16 protein-coding genes are annotated in these 19,695 nt (G+C 71.7%); 7 read left to right on the forward strand and 9 right to left on the reverse strand.

The features are described 5' to 3' along the window. Nucleotides 1-103: 103 nt before the first annotated feature. Nucleotides 104-610 carry a MarR family winged helix-turn-helix transcriptional regulator gene (locus tag ACGFT2_RS12450; RefSeq protein WP_393276701.1) on the reverse strand — a complete coding sequence of 169 codons (507 nt, stop codon included), beginning with the start codon at nucleotides 608-610 and terminating at the stop codon, nucleotides 104-106. A gap of 162 nt (nucleotides 611-772) precedes the next feature. On the opposite strand from ACGFT2_RS12450, the gene ilvA reads away from it, so the two are divergent. The 3 genes from ilvA to ACGFT2_RS12465 all read left to right on the forward strand — a co-directional run bounded on the left by ilvA (nucleotide 773) and on the right by ACGFT2_RS12465 (nucleotide 4,308). Next, the gene (ilvA, locus tag ACGFT2_RS12455) at nucleotides 773-2,002 is read left to right on the forward strand and encodes a threonine ammonia-lyase (protein WP_393276704.1); all 1,230 of its coding nucleotides are present in this window, start codon (nucleotides 773-775) and stop codon (nucleotides 2,000-2,002) included. 420 nt (nucleotides 2,003-2,422) lie between these two features. Next, nucleotides 2,423-3,454, forward strand: a complete 1,032-nt coding sequence (locus tag ACGFT2_RS12460) for an ATP-binding cassette domain-containing protein (RefSeq protein ID WP_393276707.1) — start codon at nucleotides 2,423-2,425, stop codon at nucleotides 3,452-3,454. Then, complete coding sequence (locus ACGFT2_RS12465; RefSeq protein WP_393276711.1) at nucleotides 3,451-4,308, forward strand: ABC transporter permease; 858 nt, start codon at nucleotides 3,451-3,453, stop codon at nucleotides 4,306-4,308. Before ACGFT2_RS12460 ends, ACGFT2_RS12465 begins: the two co-directional genes overlap by 4 nt. Nucleotides 4,309-4,483: 175 nt before the next feature. Here the strand turns inward: ACGFT2_RS12465 and greA are convergent, their stop codons facing one another. Continuing rightward, nucleotides 4,484-4,984 carry a transcription elongation factor GreA gene (gene greA / locus ACGFT2_RS12470; RefSeq protein ID WP_393276714.1) on the reverse strand — a complete coding sequence of 167 codons (501 nt, stop codon included), beginning with the start codon at nucleotides 4,982-4,984 and terminating at the stop codon, nucleotides 4,484-4,486. Between the two features lie 191 nt (nucleotides 4,985-5,175). Next, nucleotides 5,176-5,574 (reverse strand): DUF4307 domain-containing protein, encoded by a 399-nt coding sequence (locus tag ACGFT2_RS12475; RefSeq protein ID WP_393276717.1) that lies wholly within the window; start codon nucleotides 5,572-5,574, stop codon nucleotides 5,176-5,178. 168 nt (nucleotides 5,575-5,742) lie between these two features. Here ACGFT2_RS12475 and mca point away from each other — a divergent pair, with 168 nt between their 5' ends. Continuing rightward, nucleotides 5,743-6,603, forward strand: a complete 861-nt coding sequence (mca, locus tag ACGFT2_RS12480; RefSeq protein WP_393277668.1) for a mycothiol conjugate amidase Mca — start codon at nucleotides 5,743-5,745, stop codon at nucleotides 6,601-6,603. Nucleotide 6,604: 1 nt separating this feature from the next. Beyond that, on the forward strand, nucleotides 6,605-6,856 hold the full coding sequence (locus ACGFT2_RS12485) for a hypothetical protein (protein WP_393276720.1): 252 nt from the start codon (nucleotides 6,605-6,607) through the stop codon (nucleotides 6,854-6,856). Between the two features lie 307 nt (nucleotides 6,857-7,163). Here ACGFT2_RS12485 and ACGFT2_RS12490 read toward each other — a convergent pair whose 3' ends face one another. After that, nucleotides 7,164-10,367: a tetratricopeptide repeat protein gene (locus ACGFT2_RS12490; RefSeq protein ID WP_393276723.1), complete on the reverse strand. Its 3,204-nt coding sequence runs from the start codon at nucleotides 10,365-10,367 to the stop codon at nucleotides 7,164-7,166. 547 nt (nucleotides 10,368-10,914) lie between these two features. On the opposite strand from ACGFT2_RS12490, the gene ACGFT2_RS12495 reads away from it, so the two are divergent. Continuing rightward, nucleotides 10,915-12,945: a thioredoxin domain-containing protein gene (locus tag ACGFT2_RS12495; RefSeq protein ID WP_393276726.1), complete on the forward strand. Its 2,031-nt coding sequence runs from the start codon at nucleotides 10,915-10,917 to the stop codon at nucleotides 12,943-12,945. Nucleotides 12,946-13,228: 283 nt separating this feature from the next. On the opposite strand, the gene ACGFT2_RS12500 is transcribed toward ACGFT2_RS12495, so the two are convergent. The 3 genes from ACGFT2_RS12500 to ACGFT2_RS12510 form a co-directional block, all read right to left on the reverse strand. After that, on the reverse strand, nucleotides 13,229-13,960 hold the full coding sequence (locus ACGFT2_RS12500) for a Mut7-C RNAse domain-containing protein (protein ID WP_393276729.1): 732 nt from the start codon (nucleotides 13,958-13,960) through the stop codon (nucleotides 13,229-13,231). A 33-nt stretch (nucleotides 13,961-13,993) separates the two neighbouring features. Then, complete coding sequence (locus tag ACGFT2_RS12505) at nucleotides 13,994-14,632, reverse strand: TetR/AcrR family transcriptional regulator (RefSeq protein ID WP_393276732.1); 639 nt, start codon at nucleotides 14,630-14,632, stop codon at nucleotides 13,994-13,996. A 236-nt stretch (nucleotides 14,633-14,868) separates the two neighbouring features. Beyond that, nucleotides 14,869-15,582, reverse strand: a complete 714-nt coding sequence (locus ACGFT2_RS12510) for a hemolysin III family protein (protein WP_393276735.1) — start codon at nucleotides 15,580-15,582, stop codon at nucleotides 14,869-14,871. Between the two features lie 291 nt (nucleotides 15,583-15,873). On the opposite strand from ACGFT2_RS12510, the gene ACGFT2_RS12515 reads away from it, so the two are divergent. Continuing rightward, complete coding sequence (locus ACGFT2_RS12515; RefSeq protein WP_393276738.1) at nucleotides 15,874-17,697, forward strand: phosphoenolpyruvate carboxykinase (GTP); 1,824 nt, start codon at nucleotides 15,874-15,876, stop codon at nucleotides 17,695-17,697. Nucleotides 17,698-17,961: 264 nt separating this feature from the next. On the opposite strand, the gene ACGFT2_RS12520 is transcribed toward ACGFT2_RS12515, so the two are convergent. Both ACGFT2_RS12520 and ACGFT2_RS12525 read right to left on the reverse strand, forming a co-directional pair. Continuing rightward, nucleotides 17,962-18,381, reverse strand: a complete 420-nt coding sequence (locus ACGFT2_RS12520) for a hypothetical protein (RefSeq protein WP_393276741.1) — start codon at nucleotides 18,379-18,381, stop codon at nucleotides 17,962-17,964. 99 nt (nucleotides 18,382-18,480) lie between these two features. Further along, complete coding sequence (locus tag ACGFT2_RS12525) at nucleotides 18,481-19,692, reverse strand: pyridoxal phosphate-dependent aminotransferase (protein ID WP_393276744.1); 1,212 nt, start codon at nucleotides 19,690-19,692, stop codon at nucleotides 18,481-18,483. Nucleotides 19,693-19,695: the final 3 nt, after the last annotated feature.

The following is a 19,695-nucleotide window of genomic DNA, read 5'->3' on the forward strand; positions in this document are numbered from 1 at the left end:
CGGCACCGCGTACGACACAGGGCCCGGTCTCATATGAGGCCAGCGGCGGCCCGGGGTCAAGGGGCCGGAGCCCACCGTTACCGGCCGAGGCGGTGAGCAGGCCTCAGGAGGCCGGCGACTGCTCCCCCGGCGCCACTCCCGGCACCGCCATGCGTGCGGAGAGCGCGCTGTTGAAGCGGGTCAGCAGCGTGCAGAACTCCTCGCGCTCCTCCGGCGCCCAGTCCTGGGTCAGCTCGGCCATGAGCTGACGCCGAGACGAGCGCACCTCCTCCAGGCGGGCGGCCCCGCGCGGGGACAGCTGGAGCACCACCGCGCGGCCGTCCTCCGGGTGCGAGGTGCGCTTGACGAGCCCGGTGTCGACCAGGGGGGCCACCTGCCGGGTGACCGTGGAGGAGTCGATGCCCATGCTCGCGGCGAGTGCCTTGACGCCCATCGGCCCTTCGTTGTCCAGACGGTTGAGCAGCAGATAGGCGGCGCGGTCCATGGAGTTGCGCACCTGCCCGACACCGCCGAGGCGGGTCTGTTCGGCACGCCGGGCGAACACCGCCACCTCGTGCTGGAGGGTGTCGAGGAGGCCGGTGTCACCGACGGTCGTCATGTCCATCGACATTTCAGGTGTTGTGGGCATGGCCGGAGGCTCGCTTCATGGAGGGCTGCTGGGTTGGGGGACAGGGTACGCGGCCGGGCGCCGGGCCGTACCGGCGCTGCGCAAACCGGTCTCGGAGCTTGGTCACACCCGTCGTACGCGACTGTGAACTGCGATGCTGGAGTCATGAGCTACGGTACGGCTGACTCCTTGCGTTCCGTCACCCTCGACGATGTGCGCGGAGCGCAGAAGATGCTCTCGGGCGTCGCACGGGTGACCGCGATGGAAGGCAGCCGGCACCTGTCCCAGCTGGTCGGCGCACCGGTGCACCTGAAGTGCGAGAACCTCCAGCGGACCGGCTCGTTCAAGCTGCGCGGCGCCTACATCCGGATCGCCGGGCTGCTGCCGGAGGAGCGGGCCGCCGGTGTGGTGGCGGCGAGCGCCGGGAACCACGCGCAGGGTGTGGCCCTGGCCTCCTCCCTGCTGGGCGTGCACGCCACGGTGTTCATGCCGAAGGGCGCCCCGCTGCCGAAGATCAGCGCGACCCGGGAGTACGGCGCCGAGGTGCGCCTGCACGGGCAGGTGGTCGACGAGACGCTGGCGGCCGCCGAGGAGTACGCGGCCGAGACGGGCGCGGTGTTCATCCATCCCTTCGACCACCCGGACATCATCTCCGGGCAGGGCACGGTCGGCCTGGAGATCCTGGAGCAGTGCCCGGAGGTGCGCACGATCGTCGTCGGCATGGGCGGTGGCGGGCTCGCGGCCGGCATCGCGGTGGGGGTGAAGACGCTCCGGCCGGACGTCAGGATCGTCGGCGTGCAGGCCGAGGGTGCCGCCTGCTATCCGCCCTCGCTCTCGGCCGGCCGCCCGGTGTCGCTGAAGAACCCGGCGACGATGGCCGACGGCATCAAGGTGGGGCGGCCGGGCGTGGTGCCGTTCGGGATCGTCGGCGAGCTGGTCGACGAGGTGCGCACGGTCAGCGAGGACCGGCTGTCGGCCGCGCTGCTGCTGTGCCTGGAGCGGGCCAAGCTGGTCGTGGAACCGGCCGGGGCGAGCCCGGTCGCGGCGCTGCTGTCGGCACCGGACGCCTTCGAGGGCCCGGTCGTCGCGGTGCTGTCCGGCGGCAACGTCGACCCGGTGCTGATGCAGCGCGTGCTGCGCCACGGCATGGCCGCGCAGGGCCGCTATCTGGCGGTCCGGCTGCGCCTGACGGACCGGCCGGGCGCTCTGGCCACGCTGCTCGGGGTGATGTCGACGGTGGACGCCAACGTGCTGGACGTGAGTCACGTACGAACCGCCCCCCGGCTCGGCTTCACGGAGGCGGAGGTGGAGCTGCACCTCGAGACCAAGGGTCCGGAGCACTGCGTCGAGGTCGAGCAGGCCCTGCGGGACGCGGGTTACACGGTCATGGACTGACGCGTCCGGGCGGTCGCAGGCCGTCCACTGAGGCGGTTGCGCGTTGCGCGGTGATCGGTTGAGCTGCTCGCGAGGTCCTGAGGTCGCGCGGCCACAGGCTCGTCGAGCGGCGCGGGGCATCGGCCGAAGCCGGGTCCGGCCGGTTCGCGGGCATCGCCGAGCCTGGGCCCGTCGGTCGCCGGCCCTGGCTGAACCCGGCCCCGGTCGGTTCGCGGGCACCGGCTCGGGCCACGTGCCACCGGGGGGCCGGGGGATCACTCGTTCGTGTCCATTCGGTCCGGACCCTCTTGAGGAGACGCGATACAACGCGTTATGTTCGATCGCGTGGCCGTCGAACGTCTGTCCTCGCGAAAAGAACAGGCGGATTCGGGCGCGTAAATCTAGCCTTTCCGCAGCATCCCCGACGACGTGGAGACAGACATGCCAGGTGCCATCTATGCCGAAGGCTTGGTGAAGACCTTCGGCGACGTAAGGGCACTGGACGGCGTCGACCTGGACGTGCCCGAGGGCACGGTCCTCGGCCTGCTCGGGCCGAACGGCGCCGGCAAGACGACCGCAGTCCGCTGCCTCACGACACTGCTGCGCCCCGACAGCGGCAAGGCCGTCGTCGCCGGCGTGGACGTGCTGAAGCATCCCGACGCCGTACGCCGCTCGATAGGCCTGTCCGGCCAGTTCGCCGCGGTCGACGAGTACCTGACCGGGCGGGAGAACCTGCAGATGGTCGGGCAGCTCTACCAGATGAGGGCCAAGGCGGCCAAGACACGCGCGGGGGAGCTGCTGGAGCAGTTCCACCTCGCCGACGCCGCCGACCGCCCCGCGAAGACCTACTCCGGCGGCATGCGCCGGCGCCTCGACCTGGCCGCGGCCCTGGTGGTCTCACCGCCGGTGATGTTCATGGACGAGCCGACGACGGGACTCGACCCACGCAACCGCCAGCAGCTGTGGGAAGTCATCAAGCAGCTCGTCTCCGGTGGTACGACCCTGCTGCTGACCACGCAGTATCTGGAGGAGGCCGACCATCTCGCGCACGACATCGCGGTGGTCGACCAGGGCCGGGTCATCGCCAAGGGCACCTCCGACCAGCTCAAGGGCCGCACCGGTGGTGAGCGCGTGGAGGTCGTGGTGCACGCGCGGGAGCACATCGCGAGCGCCGCGGAGGTGCTGCGCGGCTTCGGCAAGGGTGACACCGCGGTCGAGGAGCACACCCGCAAGCTCACGGTGCCTGTCACCGGCGGCGCCAAGCTGCTCGCCGAGGTCATCAGGGAGCTGGACTCCCGTGGGATCGAGATCGACGACATCGGCCTGCGCCGCCCCACCCTCGACGACGTCTTCCTGTCCCTGACGGGACACGTGGCCGAGGCCGAGGCCGGCGGCTCGGACGGGGACGCCGACAGGGACGGGAAGCACGTTCAGCGGGGCCGCAAGGACAGCCGCAAGGAGGCCGTGAAGTGAGTACCGTCACCGACACCGTGCGCGTGGCACCGCAGGGCAACGCCGTCAGCCGGTCGGTCCGCGACTCCATGGTGGTCGCGAAACGCAATCTGATCCGCATGTCCAGAATTCCGGAGATGATCATCTACGGCCTCGTCCAGCCGATCATGTTCGTGGTGCTGTTCACCTACGTCTTCGGCGGCTCCATGCAGATCGGGGGAAGCACCAGCGCGGGCGACTACAAGAACTTCCTGATGGCGGGGATCTTCGCGCAGACCGTCACGTTCGCGACCGCGAGTTCCGGTGCCGGCATCGCCGACGACATGCACAAGGGCCTCATCGATCGTTTCCGCTCCCTGCCGATGGCGCGCGGCGCGGTGCTGACCGGGCGCACGCTCGCCGACCTCGTGCAGACGGCGGTGACCCTGGTCGTGCTCGCCGTGGTCGCCGTGCTGGTCGGCTGGCGCGTCGGCTCGGACGGTGAGACGAACGCCGGCAAGGTCCTCGGCGCCTTCGGACTGCTGCTCCTGCTCGGCTACGCGTTCACCTGGATCGGCGCTCTGATCGGCATGTCCGTCCGCACCCCCGAGGCGGCCACCTCCAGCGGACTGATCTGGCTGTTCCCGGTCACGTTCATCTCCAACGCCTTCGTGGACCCCAGCCACATGACCCCGTGGCTGCGTCACATCGCCGAGTGGAACCCCTTCAGCGCCACCGCGCAGGCCTGTCGCGTGCTGTTCGCCAACCCGGGCCAGTCCACCTCCGCGGCCTGGCCGATGCAGCATCCGGTCTGGGCCTCGCTGATCTACTCCGTCCTGATCACCGCGATATTCCGCACCCTGGCGGTCCGCAAGTACCGCTCGGCCACCGCGTGACGGCGTGACGGAGCCCCATCCATGACGGAGCCCCCGCCATGACGGAGCCCCCGCCATGACGGAGCCCCCGCCATGACGGAGCCGTCGGAGTGACGGAGCCCCCGGCGTCACGGGGGACGCCGGGGGCTCGATGTCACAAGGGACCGGGGCGGCCGGAGTACGGCTCGCCTTCAGCTCAGTCGGAGTACGGCTCAGCCTTCAGGATCTTCACCACGGCTTTCTTGCCGTTCGGCAGCTCGTACTCCGCGTCCTCGCCGACCTTGTGGCCGATCACGCCCGAGCCGAGCGGGGACTGCGGGGAGTACGTCTCGATGTCGGCGCTCGCGTACTCGCGGGAGGCGAGCAGGAACGTCATGGTGTCGTCCTCGTCACCGTCGAAGGCGATCGTGACGACCATGCCGGGCGCGACCGCACCGTCAGCGGACGCCAGGGCCTCACCGACCTTGGCGTTCTCGAGGAGCTGGGTCAGCTGGCGCACACGAAGCTCCTGCTTGCCCTGCTCCTCCTTGGCCGCGTGGTACCCGCCGTTCTCGCGCAGGTCGCCCTCCTCGCGCGCGGCCGCGATCTTGGCGGCGATCTCCGTGCGCGCAGGACCAGTAAGGTACTCAAGCTCGTCCCTGAGCTTGTTGTACGCCTCCTGGGTCAGCCAGGTGACGTTCTCGCTGGTCTGGGTCACAGGGTGCTCCTCGTCGGTACTGGGAATAACAAAGCATCGCCCTACCCAGAAGAATGTTCCCTCTTGGATGGGCGAAACCACGAGCCTAACAATTCAACGGCGTAAGGGGGAGGACATAAGCCGTCAGAATCACATCAACGCAGGTCAGCGTCTACACGCTCCGGGTGAGACCGGGGAGTGTTCGACGGGAGTCAGGCCCCGTGACAGCCGAGCAGCTCGGCCGTCGTCCCCTTGGCCGTCGTACGGAGCGTGACGACCTGATCGATCCGGGTGGCCGAGCCGGTGAAGCGGAAGTCCGCCCGGCCGACCTCGGAGCCGTCCGCGGCCTGGGAGCGCAGGGTGCAGTAGCCCTCGGCGCCGGCGTCCTTGTGGACCTCCAGATGCACCTTGACCGCCTCGCCGGAGGACTCGAAGGTGATCACCTGGGCGCTGATCTCGGTCTGCGCGATGTAGTGATAGGCGAAGTAGCCCACCAGGGCGAGCAGGGCCGCGCCGAGTACGGTGCCGGCGATCTTGAGCCTGCGGTCGGCGCGCTCGTCCGAGGAGCGGCCGTAGCGGCCCTCGGGCAGCCGCGTGCTAGCCGTACTCATGATCGTCCTCTCGGCAAAGGGGGACGTATGTCCCGAAAGGGGCCTTGAGGCAGGTCCCTGGAATTATTCGTGCCCCGATTCGGTCACTATAGAAGCCGCCGATCGCACCCGAAGACACCGGGGCGCCGACTTACCGAGGATTGAGTCTTGACTGACCAGCTGCGACTGATGGCCGTTCACGCGCACCCCGACGACGAGTCGAGCAAGGGCGCGGCCACCATGGCGAAGTACGTGTCCGAGGGGGTGGACGTGCTGGTGGTGACCTGCACCGGCGGAGAGCGCGGGTCCATCCTCAATCCCAAGCTGCAGGGCGACAAGTACATCGAGGAGCACATCCACGAGGTACGCAAGAAGGAGATGGACGAGGCCCGGGAGATCCTCGGCGTCAAGCAGGAGTGGCTCGGCTTCGTCGACTCGGGTCTGCCCGAGGGCGATCCGCTGCCTCCGCTGCCCGACGGCTGCTTCGCCCTCGAGGACGTCGACAAGGCGGCCGGTGAGCTGGTGAAGCAGATCCGCTCCTTCCGTCCCCAGGTGATCACCACCTATGACGAGAACGGCGGCTACCCGCACCCCGACCACATCATGACCCACAAGATCTCCATGGTGGCGTTCGAGGGGGCGGCGGACACCGAGAAATACCCCGAGAGCGAGTTCGGGCCCGCCTACCAGCCGCAGAAGCTCTACTACAACCAGGGCTTCAACCGCCCCCGCACCGAGGCGCTGCACCACGCGATGCTCGACCGCGGCCTGGAGTCGCCGTACGGGGACTGGCTCAAGCGCTGGAGCGAGTTCGAGCGCAAGGAGCGGACCCTGACCACGCACGTGCCGTGCGCGGACTTCTACGAGATCCGCGACAAGGCGCTGATCGCCCACGCCACGCAGATCGACCCCGACGGCGGCTGGTTCAGGGTCCCGATGGAGCTGCAGAAGGAGGTCTGGCCGACGGAGGAGTACGAGCTGGCGAAGTCCCTCGTCGATACTTCCCTCCCCGAGGACGACCTCTTCGCGGGCATCCGGGACAATGCCTGACATGAGCGCAAGCCTGGCAACGACGCATCTTGTCTCCCTGGCCGACCAGTACGACAAGAACAAGGTCACCCCCGGTGTCCTCGGCTTCATCGTGTTCGCGGTGATGGCCCTGGCGGTGTGGGGGCTGATGAAGTCGATGAGCAAGCACATGCAGAAGGTCGACTTCAAGGAGGCGGACGCCCCCGGCGAGGAGACGGCCGAGCACAGCGGCAAGGCCGAGACCGTCGGCGGGACCAAGCCAGGACGCGGCTGAGGCGGCGGGCAGGGCCGAGGCGCGGCCCAGGCCGAGGCGGCGGCCAGGCCCGGCGGCGGGGCGGCCGGTCCGCCCCGGCCCCGGCAATCGGCCCCCCGCACCTGGCCCCCAGCCCCGGCGATCGGCCCCGGGCAACCGGCCCCCCGACACCGGGCTCACGGCCCGGGGATCCGCTCTCGGGCCCGGCATCCGGCCGGCCACCGGCTCGCCGGTTCCGGAAGTCTGCCCTCCGCCGTCGCCCCGCCCTCTGCCCCGGCTCCGACACGCCCTCTGCCCCCGGCTCCGGCACGCCCTCGCCCCACCCCCCTCACGGTGTCACCGCGACCTGTACGCCCATGACCTCCCGGGCCTGGCGGGCCGGGGTGAGGCCGAGCTGCCAGGCCTGCCAGCCCGATTCGAGCTGGATGCCGCGTTCCAGCAGTAGCGCGTATGCCGCGGTGTAGTCGGTCAGTTTCCCGTCGCGCAGCGGATGCGTGGCGCGGGCCAGCTCGGCCAGCTCCTCCTGGGCGACCGCCGTGCCCACCTCCACCCCGCCCGGCGCCGCGTACGGCAGCAGCGTGCAGCGCAGGAAACGCGCCCAGTCCTCGCCGCGCCGGTCGCCGTAGGACGTGAACAGGGCCAGCGCCTCGTCGCACAGGGCCAGCGCCTGCTGGGTGCGGGCGTTGCCCGCGTCGACCACCGCCAGCTCCAGGCAGGTCCAGGCCTCGCCGTCGGCGACACCGATGCGCTGGAAGTCGGCGCGGGCGTCCACGAGCAGCTGGCGGGCGAAGCCGGAGTTGCGCAGCGAGCCGGTCTGCGCGGCCCGCTGGTCCCGGGTGACCCGCGCCGAGTGGTGCCGGGCGCAGGCCAGGCCGTAGACGTCCCGCATCCGGGAGAACATCGTGCGGGACCGCTCCAGGTCGCGCACCGCCTGATCCAGGTCCCCGGCCTCCTCCAGCGCCTGCCCGAGGTAGTACAGCGTCCACGCCTCGCCGCGCGCGTCCTCGTTCTCCCGGTGCCGGACGGCCGCCTGCCGCAGCCCCTGGACGGCGGCCGAGGTGTCGCCGTCCACCAGCCGGGCCCGGGCCAGCTGGGTCAGCGCCCAGGCCTCCCCGCGGGCGTCGCGGGTACGGCCGTACCGCTCCAGGGCGGCCCGCAGCTCCGTCTCGGCGCGCGGTACGTCACCGAGGCGCAGCACCACCTGGCCGAGCTGGAAGTGGGCCCACGCCTCGCCGTGCAGTGAGCCGCCCTCGCGGTGCAGGACCAGGGACCGGGTGAGCAGGTCCAGAGCCTGGGCCGGCCGGGCCCGGTCCCGCTGGACCGCCGCCAGCGCGTGCATCGTCCAGGCCCGGTCCGTCGCCAGCTCCGGCGCCTCCTGGAGATCCAGCGCCTCCTGGAGCTTGGCAGCAGCCTCCGTGAGGTTGCCCTGGTGGTGCAGCGTGATCCCCAGCGAGCACAGCGCGCGGGCCGCGCCGGCGTCGTGGTGGGCCTCCCGGTACAGGTCCACGACCGAGGCCAGCGTGGTGCGGGCCTTGTCCAGCTCGCCCAGTTGCCGGGCCGCGATACCGGTGCGCCACTGCACCGAGCGCACCAGCAGCCCCTGGTCCACCGACTGGGCCAGCTCGCTGATCTCACCGAGGCGGTACAGGTCGCCGCGCAGCAGGCAGTAGTCGCACAGCGCGCCGAGCAGGTTGAGCACGGGCGCCTGGTTCACCCCCTCCGCGTGCCGCAGGGCCGCGGTGATGAAGCTGGACTCGTCGTCCAGCCAGCGCAGCGCCTCGTCGAGGGAGGTGAAGCCGTGCGAGCCGAACCGGTTCGAGCGGGTCGACATGTTGCCGTCGACCAGGCGGAGCACCGAGTCGGCCAGTTCGGCGTAGTTCACGATCAGCCGCTCCTGCGCCGCCGTGCGCTCGGCCGGATCCTCCTCGTCCGCCAGCCGGGCCTGGGCGAAGGCGCGCACCAGGTCGTGCAGCCGGTACCGGCTGCCGCGCACGTGGTCGATGAGTCCGGCCCGCGCGAGCGCCGCCAGCTGCCGGCCGGCCTCGGCCTCGTCCGTGGCGAGCAGCGCGGCGGCGGCCGCCCCGCCGAGCGAGGCGCGGCCCGCGAGGGAGAGCCTCCGCAGCAGTCGGCGGGCGGGCTCCGGCTGGTCGGTGTAGCGCAGCCACAGCACGCGCTCCACCGGCTCCACCGGGCCGTACGCGTCCAGGTCGGTGGCCAGCTGCCGGGGTGAGCGCGGGCCGAGCGCGGAGCCCGCGATCCGAAGCGCCAGCGGCAGGCCCCCGCACAGCGCGTGGACCCGGTCGGCGGAGTCGGCGTCGTACGGGCCCGACGCGTCCTCGGCGGCCGCGCTCAGCAGCTCCTCGGCGCCCGCCGCGTCCAGCGGTTGCACCGGCAGGTGGTGCACCCATGCCGGCAGGTCCGCCGGCAGGTCCAGGGCCGCACGGGCGGTGACCAGGACGAGGCTGTCGGAGCGTTCCGGCACCAGGGCCCGCACCTGCTCCGGGTCGGACGCGTCGTCCAGCACGATCGTCACCGGCAGTCCCGTCAGCTGCTGGTGGTACAGCTCGCCGAGCCGCTTCACCTGCTGGTCGGGGGAGGAGCGCTCCCGGAACAGCAGTTGCTCGCGGGGCGCGCCCAGGCGGTTGAGCAGGTGCAGCAGCGCGTCCCGGGTGGACAGGGGGGCCTCCTCACGGCTGCCGCCGCGCAGGTCGACCACCACCGCGCCCCGGAAGTGGTCCCGCAGCTCGTGCGCCGCGCGCACCGCGAGCGTGGTCCGGCCCGAGCCGGGCTCGCCGTGCAGGACGACCACCGTCGGCCGGGTCTCGGTGGCCGCCCGGGCCGCCTGTGCCCACTGCCGGATCCGCCCCAGCTCCTGCCGCCGCCCGGCGAACGGGCCCTCCGAATCCGGCAGTTGGCCGAACGACTGCTCCAGCACGGTGCGCCTGCGGGCCGCCGCGCTCTTGTCCGTGCCGCGCAGGGCCGGCCCACCCGCCTTCTTCGGGCCGGTGGAGGCGGTGAGCACCCGCTGCTGGTCCAGGAACGGGCGGATACCCCGCACCTCCAGCGCGGTCAGCCACTGCAGCCGCAGCTGCTCCGGACCGCCGGGCTGACCGGCCCGGCCCGCGCGGTGGTGGGCGGCCGGCAGATGCGACCCGGTCACCCTCACCACCGTGGCGGCGGCGCCCGCCGCGCCCGCGACGGCACCGGCACCGACGGCCGTGCCGGCCCCGGTGCCGAGGGACACGTCGGCCACCGCGGCGGCGAGCGCGGCGACGGCCGCCGCGAGCAGGGCGGTTCCGGCGCCCTGGCGGGCGAAGCGCCGGCCGAAGGTCAGCCGGCCCGCCTCGGCTTCGTCCAGTGCGCGCGTGTAGGCCTCGTACTCCTCGCCGGCCGGGCCCGCGATCACGTCCAGCGCGCCGCGTGCCCGCGACAGCAGCAGCTGACCGTCGATCCGGCCGCCCGAGCGCCGTACCTCCTCCTCCACGGCCCGCGCCAGCAGCCGCTCGGCTTCCGCCCGATGGTTGTCCCGCATGTCCCGTCCCCCTCCGGCGGCAACTCCCTTGCCCACGAGTGTCCTTCGCGGACGGCGGGAGCGCGAGGGGTGGTGATCGGAAGGTAATGCGAGAAGCCGCACCCCGGGCGGGTGGAGAAGCCGCACCCCGGGCGGGCGGAGAGGGCGCACCCCGGGTGGGTGGAGAGGCCGCACCCCGGGTGGGTGGAGAGGCCGCGCGGGTGGGCGGAGAGGCCGCACCCCCCCCGGGTGAGTGGAGACGCCTCACGGGTGGGTGGAGAGGCCGCACCCCGGGCGTGGCACCGGTGTGCCGTCGTGCGCGGAGAAGCCGTTCCCCCCGCTTGTGCGGAGAAGCCGTACCCCAGGCTTGTGCGGAGAAGCCGTAGCCCGGGCGTGGCACCGGTGTGCCGCCGTGCCGGAGAAGCCGTACTCCCCGCTTGTGCGGAAGGAGCCGCCGACCGGCCGCCCCGCCGCCCCGGCGCCCTCGGATCCGCCGGGCCCGTACGGCGGCACGCCCGGTGCCCGGCGTCCCTCTCCGTGGTACCGGAGCCCGTGGGAGAGTGGAACGGTGAACCGACTGGCCCATGAGACGTCCCCGTATCTGCTCCAGCACGCCGACAACCCCGTCGACTGGTGGCCCTGGTCGGCCGAGGCCTTCACCGCGGCCCGCGAGGCCGGCAGACCCGTACTGCTGAGCGTCGGCTACAGCAGCTGCCACTGGTGTCACGTGATGGCTCACGAATCGTTCGAGGACCAGGCCACCGCCGACTACCTCAACGAGCACTTCGTCAACATCAAGGTGGACCGCGAGGAGCGCCCCGACGTCGACGCCGTCTACATGGAGGCCGTGCAGGCGGCCACCGGGCAGGGCGGCTGGCCGATGACCGTCTTCCTCACCCCGGACGCCGAGCCCTTCTACTTCGGCACCTACTTCCCGCCCGCCCCGCGACACGGCATGCCCTCCTTCCGGCAGGTGCTGGAGGGCGTCCAGCAGGCCTGGAGCACCCGGCGCGACGAGGTCGGCGAGGTCGCCGGGAAGATCGTGCGGGATCTCTCCCAGCGGGAGATCAGCCACCAGGGCACCCGGCCGCCCGGCGAGCAGGAACTCGCCCAGGCCCTGCTCGGACTCACCCGTGAGTACGATCCGCAGCGCGGCGGGTTCGGCGGCGCGCCCAAGTTCCCGCCGTCCATGGTCCTGGAGTTCCTGCTGCGCCACCACGCCCGCACCGGTGCCGAGGGCGCTCTGCAGATGGCCCGGGACACCTGCGAGCGTATGGCCCGGGGCGGCATGTACGACCAGCTCGGCGGCGGTTTCGCCCGCTACTCCGTCGACCGTGACTGGGTGGTGCCGCACTTCGAGAAGATGCTCTACGACAACGCCCTGCTCTGCCGCGTCTACGCGCACCTGTGGCGGGCCACCGGCTCCGGCCTCGCCCGCCGGGTCGCCCTGGAGACCGCCGACTTCCTGGTGCGCGAACTGCACACGGACGAGGGCGGGTTCGCCTCGGCGCTCGACGCCGACAGCGACGACGGCACGGGCAGGAACGTCGAGGGCGCGTACTACGTCTGGACGTCCGAGCAGCTCGGCACCGTCCTCGGCGAGGACGACGGCCGGCTCGCGGCGCGGTACTTCGGGGTGACCGACGAGGGCACCTTCGAGCACGGGCAGTCGGTCCTGCAACTCCCGCACACCGACGAGGTGTTCGACACCGAGAGGATCGCGTCCGTACGGAGCCGGCTGCTGCGCGAGCGGGCCGGGCGTCCCGCGCCCGGCCGGGACGACAAGGTCGTCGCCGCCTGGAACGGCCTCGCGATCGCCGCGCTCGCCGAGACCGGCGCCTACTTCGACCGGCCCGACCTGACCGAGGCCGCTCTCGGCGCGGCCGACCTCCTCGTCCGTGTGCATCTTGACGAACACGGCCGCCTCGCCCGGACCAGCAAGGACGGCAGGGTCGGGCCCAACGCGGGCGTCCTGGAGGACTACGCCGACGTCGCCGAGGGCTTCCTCGCACTCGCGTCCGTGACCGGGGAGGGCGTCTGGCTGGACTTCGCCGGGCTCCTCCTCGACCACGTGCTGGCCCGCTTCACCGACCCGGAGAGCGGCGCCCTGTACGACACCGCCTCCGACGCCGAGGCGCTCATCCGCCGGCCCCAGGACCCCACCGACAACGCCACCCCCTCCGGCTGGAGCGCGGCGGCCGGTGCCCTGCTGAGCTATGCGGCGCACACCGGCTCCGAGCCCCACCGGACCGCCGCGGAGCGGGCGTTGGGCGTCGTCCAGGCCCTCGGGCCGCGCGTGCCGCGGTTCGTCGGCTGGGGGCTGGCCGTCGCGGAGGCGCTGCTCGACGGGCCGCGGGAGGTGGCGATCGTCGGCGCGGATCCGACCGGTGAGGCGTCGGTCGCCCTGCACCGCACGGCCCTGCTGGCGACCGCGCCGGGCGCCGTCGTGGCCTACGGGGTCCCGGGCGGCGACGAGTTTCCGCTCCTGGCCGGCCGGCCGCTCGTGGGCGGTGAACCGACGGCGTACGTCTGCCGCGATTTCACGTGTGACGCCCCGACGACCGACCCGGACCGCCTGCGCACGGCACTGAACGGCTGAGCCGCGGTCCGCCGCCGTCCCGCGGGCGGACCGCCGTCCCGCCTTCCCGCGGTCCGCCCGCGGGACGGCGGATGCCGGATCGGACCGGCGGAGCGCGCGGGAGTGGCCCGGCGTGCCGAGCGGCCGGCCCGGACCCCGCCTCGCCGGCCTGTGGGCCGCCTGGGGCCGGGGCGGTGTGGCACGCGCCGACGCAGGCGTCAGGCGCCGCCGAGGATCAGCGCCGCCAGCGTGAGCTGGGCGCCCCACTGCACGCCGCCCGGCCCCGGGCGATCGGCTCCCGTACTCAATCCCGCTGGGTACGCATGCTCAACGCCCGCTCCACGACCGCCTCCAACTGCTCGTGGTGGGCGCCCTTCCAGTAGGCGCGCCCGCAGGACGTGCACCGGGCGAAGACGTCGTAGCCGCGCTGGGTGCCGCCCTTGAGCTGGTCGGCGACCTCCTCCTTGGTCGCCGCCGCGAGCAGGCCGTTGCAGGCGGTGCAGCGGGTCCACGGGTGCAGGTCGGGGGCGAAGCGTTCGAGGACGTCGTGCAGCTGGTCCTCGGGGCGGGTGCTGTAGACGAAGGCGCCGGCCCACAGCTCGCGGCGGTGCAGCAGGCCCCGGTCGCGGCTGAGCATCACCCGCTTCTCGGCGGCCGAGCGGGCGGCCAGCGCCGGATCGCCGATGTCGGTCGACTCGTAGGCGGTGTCGACGCCGAGGAGGCGCAGCCGGCGCGCGAGGGTGCCGAGGTGGACGTCGAGGAGGAAGCGGAGGGGGGCGCCGGGTACCCGCTGGGGGCGCCGGACCGGGCGGACGCCGACGCGTTCGCCGGCCCGCGGGACGTGCGAGGGCGGTACCTCGTGGCCGTTCACCACCAGTGCGCCGACCTCGGTGAGCGGGACGCCGAGGGACTCGACGACGTGGCCGAGGGTCGAGACGCCGTCCGTGGTGAGCGCGGTGGCGGCCGAGCGCCGGGCGGGCGGCACGAACACGTGCAGGGCGGGGGCGACTTCGACGTGGATCTCGGGTCCGTTCACCCCGTCAGGATGCCACGGGGGCCGCCGTCGGTCTCAGGGGTTCTCGGCGGGCAGGCCGTGCTCCATGACGTCCAGGGCCCGGCCCATGAGCTCCCGCAGATCGCCCTCGAAACCGTTCTCCGCCCAGTACATGGAGACTTCCATCATCGAGCCGATGAGCCCCATCGCGTGGACGCGCACTTCGAGGCTCTCCGGATTGCGGCCCGTGCGGTCCGCGATGGCCTGGCGGAGCAGGCGCCCGGTCTCCGACATGCTCTCGAACATCCGGGAGCGGACGGCGGGGACCTGGACCCCGAGCCGCGCCCGTAGCCGGAGCACCTCCGGCTCCTCCTCGCTCAGCTCCAGGGCCTTGCCCATCACGTACCGCAGCGAGTCCATCCACGGCTCGCCCGCCGGCCGCGCGCGCAACTCACCCAGCATCAGGGGGTCGTACTCGTCGGTGAGGACGATGTCCTCCTTGGTCGGGAAGTAGCGGAAGACGGTGGACGGCGACACCTCGGCCCGGTCGGCGATCTGCTCGATCGTCGTCGCGTCGTACCCCTGTTCCTCGATCAGTGAGTACGTCGCGGCGCGGATCGCCTCCCGGGTCTTGATCTTCTTGCGCTCCCGCAGTCCGGGGCGGGTGGCGTCGGCGGGGGAGTAGGGGGGTCGTGCGGCCGTCATGCGGGTCATTGTCCGCCATCGGTCGCGGAGGCGGCCAGCTCCGGGGCGCGCTTCGGCGCGTGGGCCGGTCCCGCGGGGCATCAGGGCCGCGGGCACGACGATGTCGGGACCCGCGTTCCGGACCTCGGTGGGAGCGAATATCAAAGGAAAGCAGCTTTCGAAGCCGTGTGACCGTCAGTAGACACCGGCCCCAGGGCATGAAGAAGGCCACGGCGGGGAGCCGTGGCCGGTGGGGGCGGGGGGGGTCACGCGTGCTGGTAGGCCACCAGTGAGATGCCGACGTAGTGGACGACGAACGCGGCGAGGGTGAGGGAGTGGAAGACCTCGTGGAAGCCGAACCAGCGCGGTGACGGGTTCGGCCGCTTGATGCCGTAGACGACGCCTCCGGCGCTGTAGAGCAGGCCGCCGACGACGACCAGGACCAGGACGGCGACGCCGCCGGCGCGCATGAAGTCGGGCAGGAAGAAGACGGCGGCCCAGCCCATCGCGATGTAGCACGGCGTGTAGAGCCAGCGCGGGGCGCCGACCCAGAAGACGCGGAAGACGATGCCGGCCGCGGCGGCGCCCCAGATCCCCCACAGCAGCCAGCGGCCCTTGCCGCCGGGCAGGAGCAGCGCGGTCAGCGGGGTGTAGGTGCCCGCGATGATCAGGAAGATGTTGGCGTGGTCGAGGCGACGCAGGACGCCGTCCATGCGGGGGCTCCAGTTGCCCCGGTGGTACAGCGCGCTGACGCCGAAGAGCAGACAGGCCGTCAGGACGTAGACGCCGCAGGCGATGCGGCCTCTGGAGGAGTCGGCGAGGGCGGTGAGCACGAGTCCCGCGATGAGTACGGCCGGGAACATGCCGAGATGCAGCCAGCCCCGGAGCCTGGGCTTCACCGGATGCGGCAAGGAGAGCGCGACGGGACCGCGGCCGGCGGCCGGCGGGTCCGTGGGCGCGTCGGAGGCGGACGCAGTCATGGGCCGCATCGTACCTACGCCACCGTAGGCCGGTCGTCAATGAGGGGTCATGAAAGGCCCCGGAGCGCCGCCTGGCAAAAAGTCCTTCAGCTGAACCCAACGTGGACGCAAAGAATCACGGAAACCGTGGGATTCCTCACGCTGCTCACCTGTGATGCCCTCTGGACAGATGGGCACTAAACTCGGATGATCAAATGAGTGCGGTCGGCACCGGATGAGCGGCTACGAAGCATCCGGGCCGCGGCCCCCACGGGGCGAACAAAGACATAAACCCCTCTTTTAGGAGCGATCGTGGCGCGCGACAACGCGGCTCCCACCGGCGTCCCCACCAACCACCAGGAACTGATCTCGTGGGTCGACGAGATCGTCGAACTGACCCAGCCGGACAGTGTGGTCTGGTGCGACGGTTCCGAGGCCGAGTACGAGCGGCTGTGCGAGGAGCTGGTGGCCAAGGGCACCTTCAAGAAGCTCGACCCGGTCAAGCGCCCGCACTCCTACTACGCCGCCTCCGACCCGACCGACGTCGCGCGCGTCGAGGACCGGACCTTCATCTGCTCCGAGAAGGAGGAGGACGCGGGTCCCACCAACCACTGGAAGGCCCCCGCCGAGATGCGGGAGATCTTCTCCGGTGACAAGGGCCTGTTCCGCGGCTCCATGCGCGGCCGCACGATGTACGTCGTGCCCTTCTGCATGGGCCCCCTCGGCTCCCCGCTGTCCGCGCTCGGCGTGGAGATCACCGACTCCGCCTACGTCGCCGTCTCCATGCGCACCATGACGCGCATGGGCCAGGCCGTCCTGGACGAGCTGGGCGACGAGGGCTTCTTCGTCAAGGCCGTCCACACCCTCGGCGCCCCGCTGGAGCAGGGCCAGGACGACGTGCCGTGGCCCTGCAACTCCACCAAGTACATCTCGCACTTCCCGGAGGACCGCGAGATCTGGTCCTACGGCTCCGGCTACGGCGGCAACGCCCTGCTGGGCAAGAAGTGCTACGCCCTGCGCATCGCCTCCGTCATGGCCCGCGACGAGGGCTGGCTGGCCGAGCACATGCTGATCCTCAAGCTCACCCCGCCGCACGGCGAGTCGAAGTACGTGGCCGCCGCCTTCCCGAGCGCCTGCGGCAAGACCAACCTCGCCATGCTGGAGCCCACGATCTCCGGCTGGACCGTGGAGACCATCGGCGACGACATCGCCTGGATGCGCTTCGGCGAGGACGGCCGCCTCTACGCGATCAACCCCGAGGCCGGCTTCTTCGGCGTCGCGCCCGGCACCGGTGAGCACACCAACGCCAACGCGATGAAGACGCTGTGGGGCAACGCGGTCTTCACGAACGTGGCGCTCACCGACGACGGCGACGTCTGGTGGGAGGGCATGACCGAGGAGTCGCCCGCCCACCTGACGGACTGGAAGGGCAACGACTGGACGCCGGCCTCCGAGACCCCGGCCGCGCACCCCAACGCCCGCTTCACCGTGCCCGCGTCGCAGTGCCCGATCATCGCGCCGGAGTGGGAGGACCCCAGGGGCGTGCCGATCTCGGCGATCCTCTTCGGCGGCCGCCGCGCCACCGCGGTGCCGCTGGTGACCGAGTCCTTCGACTGGAACCACGGCGTCTTCCTCGGCGCCAACGTGGCCTCCGAGAAGACCGCCGCCGCCGAGGGCAAGGTCGGCGAGCTGCGCCGCGACCCCTTCGCGATGCTGCCCTTCTGCGGCTACAACATGGGTGACTACATGGCCCACTGGGTCGACGTCGCCAAGGACAAGGACCAGGCCAAGCTGCCGAAGATCTACTACGTCAACTGGTTCCGCAAGAACGACGCCGGCAAGTTCGTCTGGCCCGGCTTCGGCGAGAACAGCCGCGTGCTGAAGTGGATCGTGGAGCGTCTGAACGGCGAGGCCGAGGGCGTCGAGACCCCGATCGGCGTCCTGCCGACGCGGGACGCGCTGGACACGAACGGCCTCGAACTGGCCGACTCCGACCTGGACTTCCTGCTCACGGTCGACAAGGAGATCTGGCGCGAGGAGGCGGCCCTCGTCCCCGAGCATCTCGACACCTTCGGCGACCACACCCCCAAGGAGCTGTGGGACCAGTACCGCGCGCTGGTGGAACGCCTGGGCTGAACAGCCGCTGAAGACCCCACGGCCGGCCAGGATGTGCCCTGACCAGCGATCGTCACGACCGGCCGTGGCACAACCCGAGGGGCCCCGCACAGGGATGTGCGGGGCCCCTGGCTTTCCCGGCCCGGCCGGGTCCGGGATGCCCGCCGGAGCCGGAGCCGGAGCCGGAGCCGGAGCAGGAGCAGGAGCCGGTGCGGTGTGTGGCGCCCGGTCCGCGCGTCGCTTCGGGTGCACGCGGACCGGGGCCGATCGAGGGACCCCGGAGGGTCAGTGGGCGGTGCTGAGTTCCTTGGGGTCGGCCAGGGCGGCCGTGTGCGCGTCCATCCGTTCGGCCGCGAGGATCGCCGCCGAGGTGTCCGCGCGCGAGGCGGCGACCACGAGCGCGCGGCCGGCGAGGGTGTGTGCGCGCCGGTGCAGGGCGACAGGGTCTCCGGCCGCGGCCGGTGTGGCGCGCAACGGCGCGCGCCCTCCCCGCAGTCGGCCGATCTCGCCGGCGAGGCGTTCCGCGGCCGTGTCCAGGCCGGGCAAGGGCGTCAGGGCGCGCAGCTCGTCGGTGACCGCGAGCAGGGCGGCGAGGTGGCCGGCGAGCTGGATGTCCAGTTCCTCCTCGCGCGTCCGGTGGGGGAAGTCCGAGGGGGTGCCGGCCATCGTGCTGTGGATCGACTTGGTGCGGATCGGCTCGTACATGGGGGATGGCCTCCTGTGCGCTGACAGGAAACCATCCTAGCTTGGATTTCGTCTAAAGTTGAGTCGGGTCACGGACTGCGGTCCGGCGGTCTCCGTCCGCTACGACTGGCCGTATCCGTCCAGGAAGTTCCCGATGCGGGTCACCGCGTCCCGGAGGTCCCCGACCGACGGCAGGGTCACCACCCGGAAGTGGTCCGGCTCGGGCCAGTTGAAGCCCGTGCCCTGGACGACCATGATCTTTTCCTGGCGCAGCAGGTCCAGAACCATCCGCCGGTCGTCCTTGATCTTGAACACCTGCGGGTCCAGGCGCGGGAAGAGGTACAGCGCGCCCTTGGGCCGTACGCAGCTCACGCCGGGAATCTGCGTCAGCAGCTCGTAGGCGGTGTCGACCTGTTCCTTCAGGCGGCCGCCCGGCAGTACCAGTTCGTTGATCGTCTGGCGCCCGCTGAGCGCGGCGACCACTCCGTGCTGGCCGGGCATGTTGGCGCACAGCCGCATGTTCGCCAGGATCGTCAGGCCCTCGATGTAGGAGTCGGCGTGGGCGCGCGGGCCGGAGATCGCCATCCAGCCGACCCGGTATCCGGCCACCCGGTACGCCTTCGACATGCCGTTGAAGGTGAGGGTGAGCAGGTCCGGGGCGATCTTCGCGGTCGGGGTGTGCGTGGCGCCGTCGTAGAGGATCTTGTCGTAGATCTCGTCGGAGCAGACGAGCAGGTTGTGCCGGCGGGCGATGTCCGTCAGGCCCTTCAGCATCGCCTCGTCGTAGACCGCGCCCGTGGGGTTGTTCGGGTTGATGACGACGATGGCCTTGGTGCGGTCGGTGACCTTGCGCTCGACGTCGGCGAGGTCGGGCATCCAGTCCGACTGCTCGTCGCAGCGGTAGTGCACCGCCGTGCCGCCGGAGAGGGAGACGGCCGCCGTCCACAGCGGGTAGTCCGGTGCGGGGACGAGGACCTCGTCGCCGTCGTCCAGCAGGCCCTGCATGGCCATCACGATCAGCTCGGAGACGCCGTTGCCGATGAAGACGTGCTCGACGTCCGTCTCGATGCCGAGGGTCTGGTTGTGCATGACGACCGCGCGACGCGCGGCCAGCAGGCCCTTGGCGTCGCCGTAGCCGTGTGCGGAGGAGACGTTGCGAAGGATGTCTTCCAGGATCTCCGGCGGGCACTCGAAGCCGAAGGCGGCGGGGTTGCCGGTGTTCAGCTTCAGGATGCGGTGGCCGGCCGCCTCCAGCCGCATCGCCTCCTCGAGCACCGGGCCCCGGATCTCGTAACAGACGTTGGCGAGCTTGGTCGACTGGATCACCTGCATGCT

This window comes from Streptomyces sp. NPDC048514, from assembly GCF_043199955.1.
Classification (GTDB): Bacteria; Actinomycetota; Actinomycetes; order Streptomycetales; family Streptomycetaceae; genus Streptomyces.

Excerpts from the sequence above, each read along its gene's own strand:
- ACGFT2_RS12520 (WP_393276741.1), bottom strand. The coding sequence starts at position 18,381 with ATGTACGAGCCGATCCGCACCAAGTCGATCCACAGCACGATGGCCGGC.
- ACGFT2_RS12485 (WP_393276720.1), top strand. The coding sequence starts at position 6,605 with ATGAGCGCAAGCCTGGCAACGACGCATCTTGTCTCCCTGGCCGACCAG.
- ACGFT2_RS12460 (WP_393276707.1), top strand. The coding sequence starts at position 2,423 with ATGCCAGGTGCCATCTATGCCGAAGGCTTGGTGAAGACCTTCGGCGAC.
- ACGFT2_RS12505 (WP_393276732.1), bottom strand. The coding sequence starts at position 14,632 with ATGACCCGCATGACGGCCGCACGACCCCCCTACTCCCCCGCCGACGCC.
- ACGFT2_RS12525 (WP_393276744.1), bottom strand. The coding sequence starts at position 19,692 with ATGCAGGTGATCCAGTCGACCAAGCTCGCCAACGTCTGTTACGAGATC.
- ACGFT2_RS12490 (WP_393276723.1), bottom strand. The coding sequence starts at position 10,367 with ATGCGGGACAACCATCGGGCGGAAGCCGAGCGGCTGCTGGCGCGGGCC.
- ACGFT2_RS12510 (WP_393276735.1), bottom strand. The coding sequence starts at position 15,582 with ATGACTGCGTCCGCCTCCGACGCGCCCACGGACCCGCCGGCCGCCGGC.
- ACGFT2_RS12475 (WP_393276717.1), bottom strand. The coding sequence starts at position 5,574 with ATGAGTACGGCTAGCACGCGGCTGCCCGAGGGCCGCTACGGCCGCTCC.
- ACGFT2_RS12450 (WP_393276701.1), bottom strand. The coding sequence starts at position 610 with ATGTCGATGGACATGACGACCGTCGGTGACACCGGCCTCCTCGACACC.
- mca (WP_393277668.1), top strand. The coding sequence starts at position 5,743 with ATGGCCGTTCACGCGCACCCCGACGACGAGTCGAGCAAGGGCGCGGCC.
- ilvA (WP_393276704.1), top strand. The coding sequence starts at position 773 with ATGAGCTACGGTACGGCTGACTCCTTGCGTTCCGTCACCCTCGACGAT.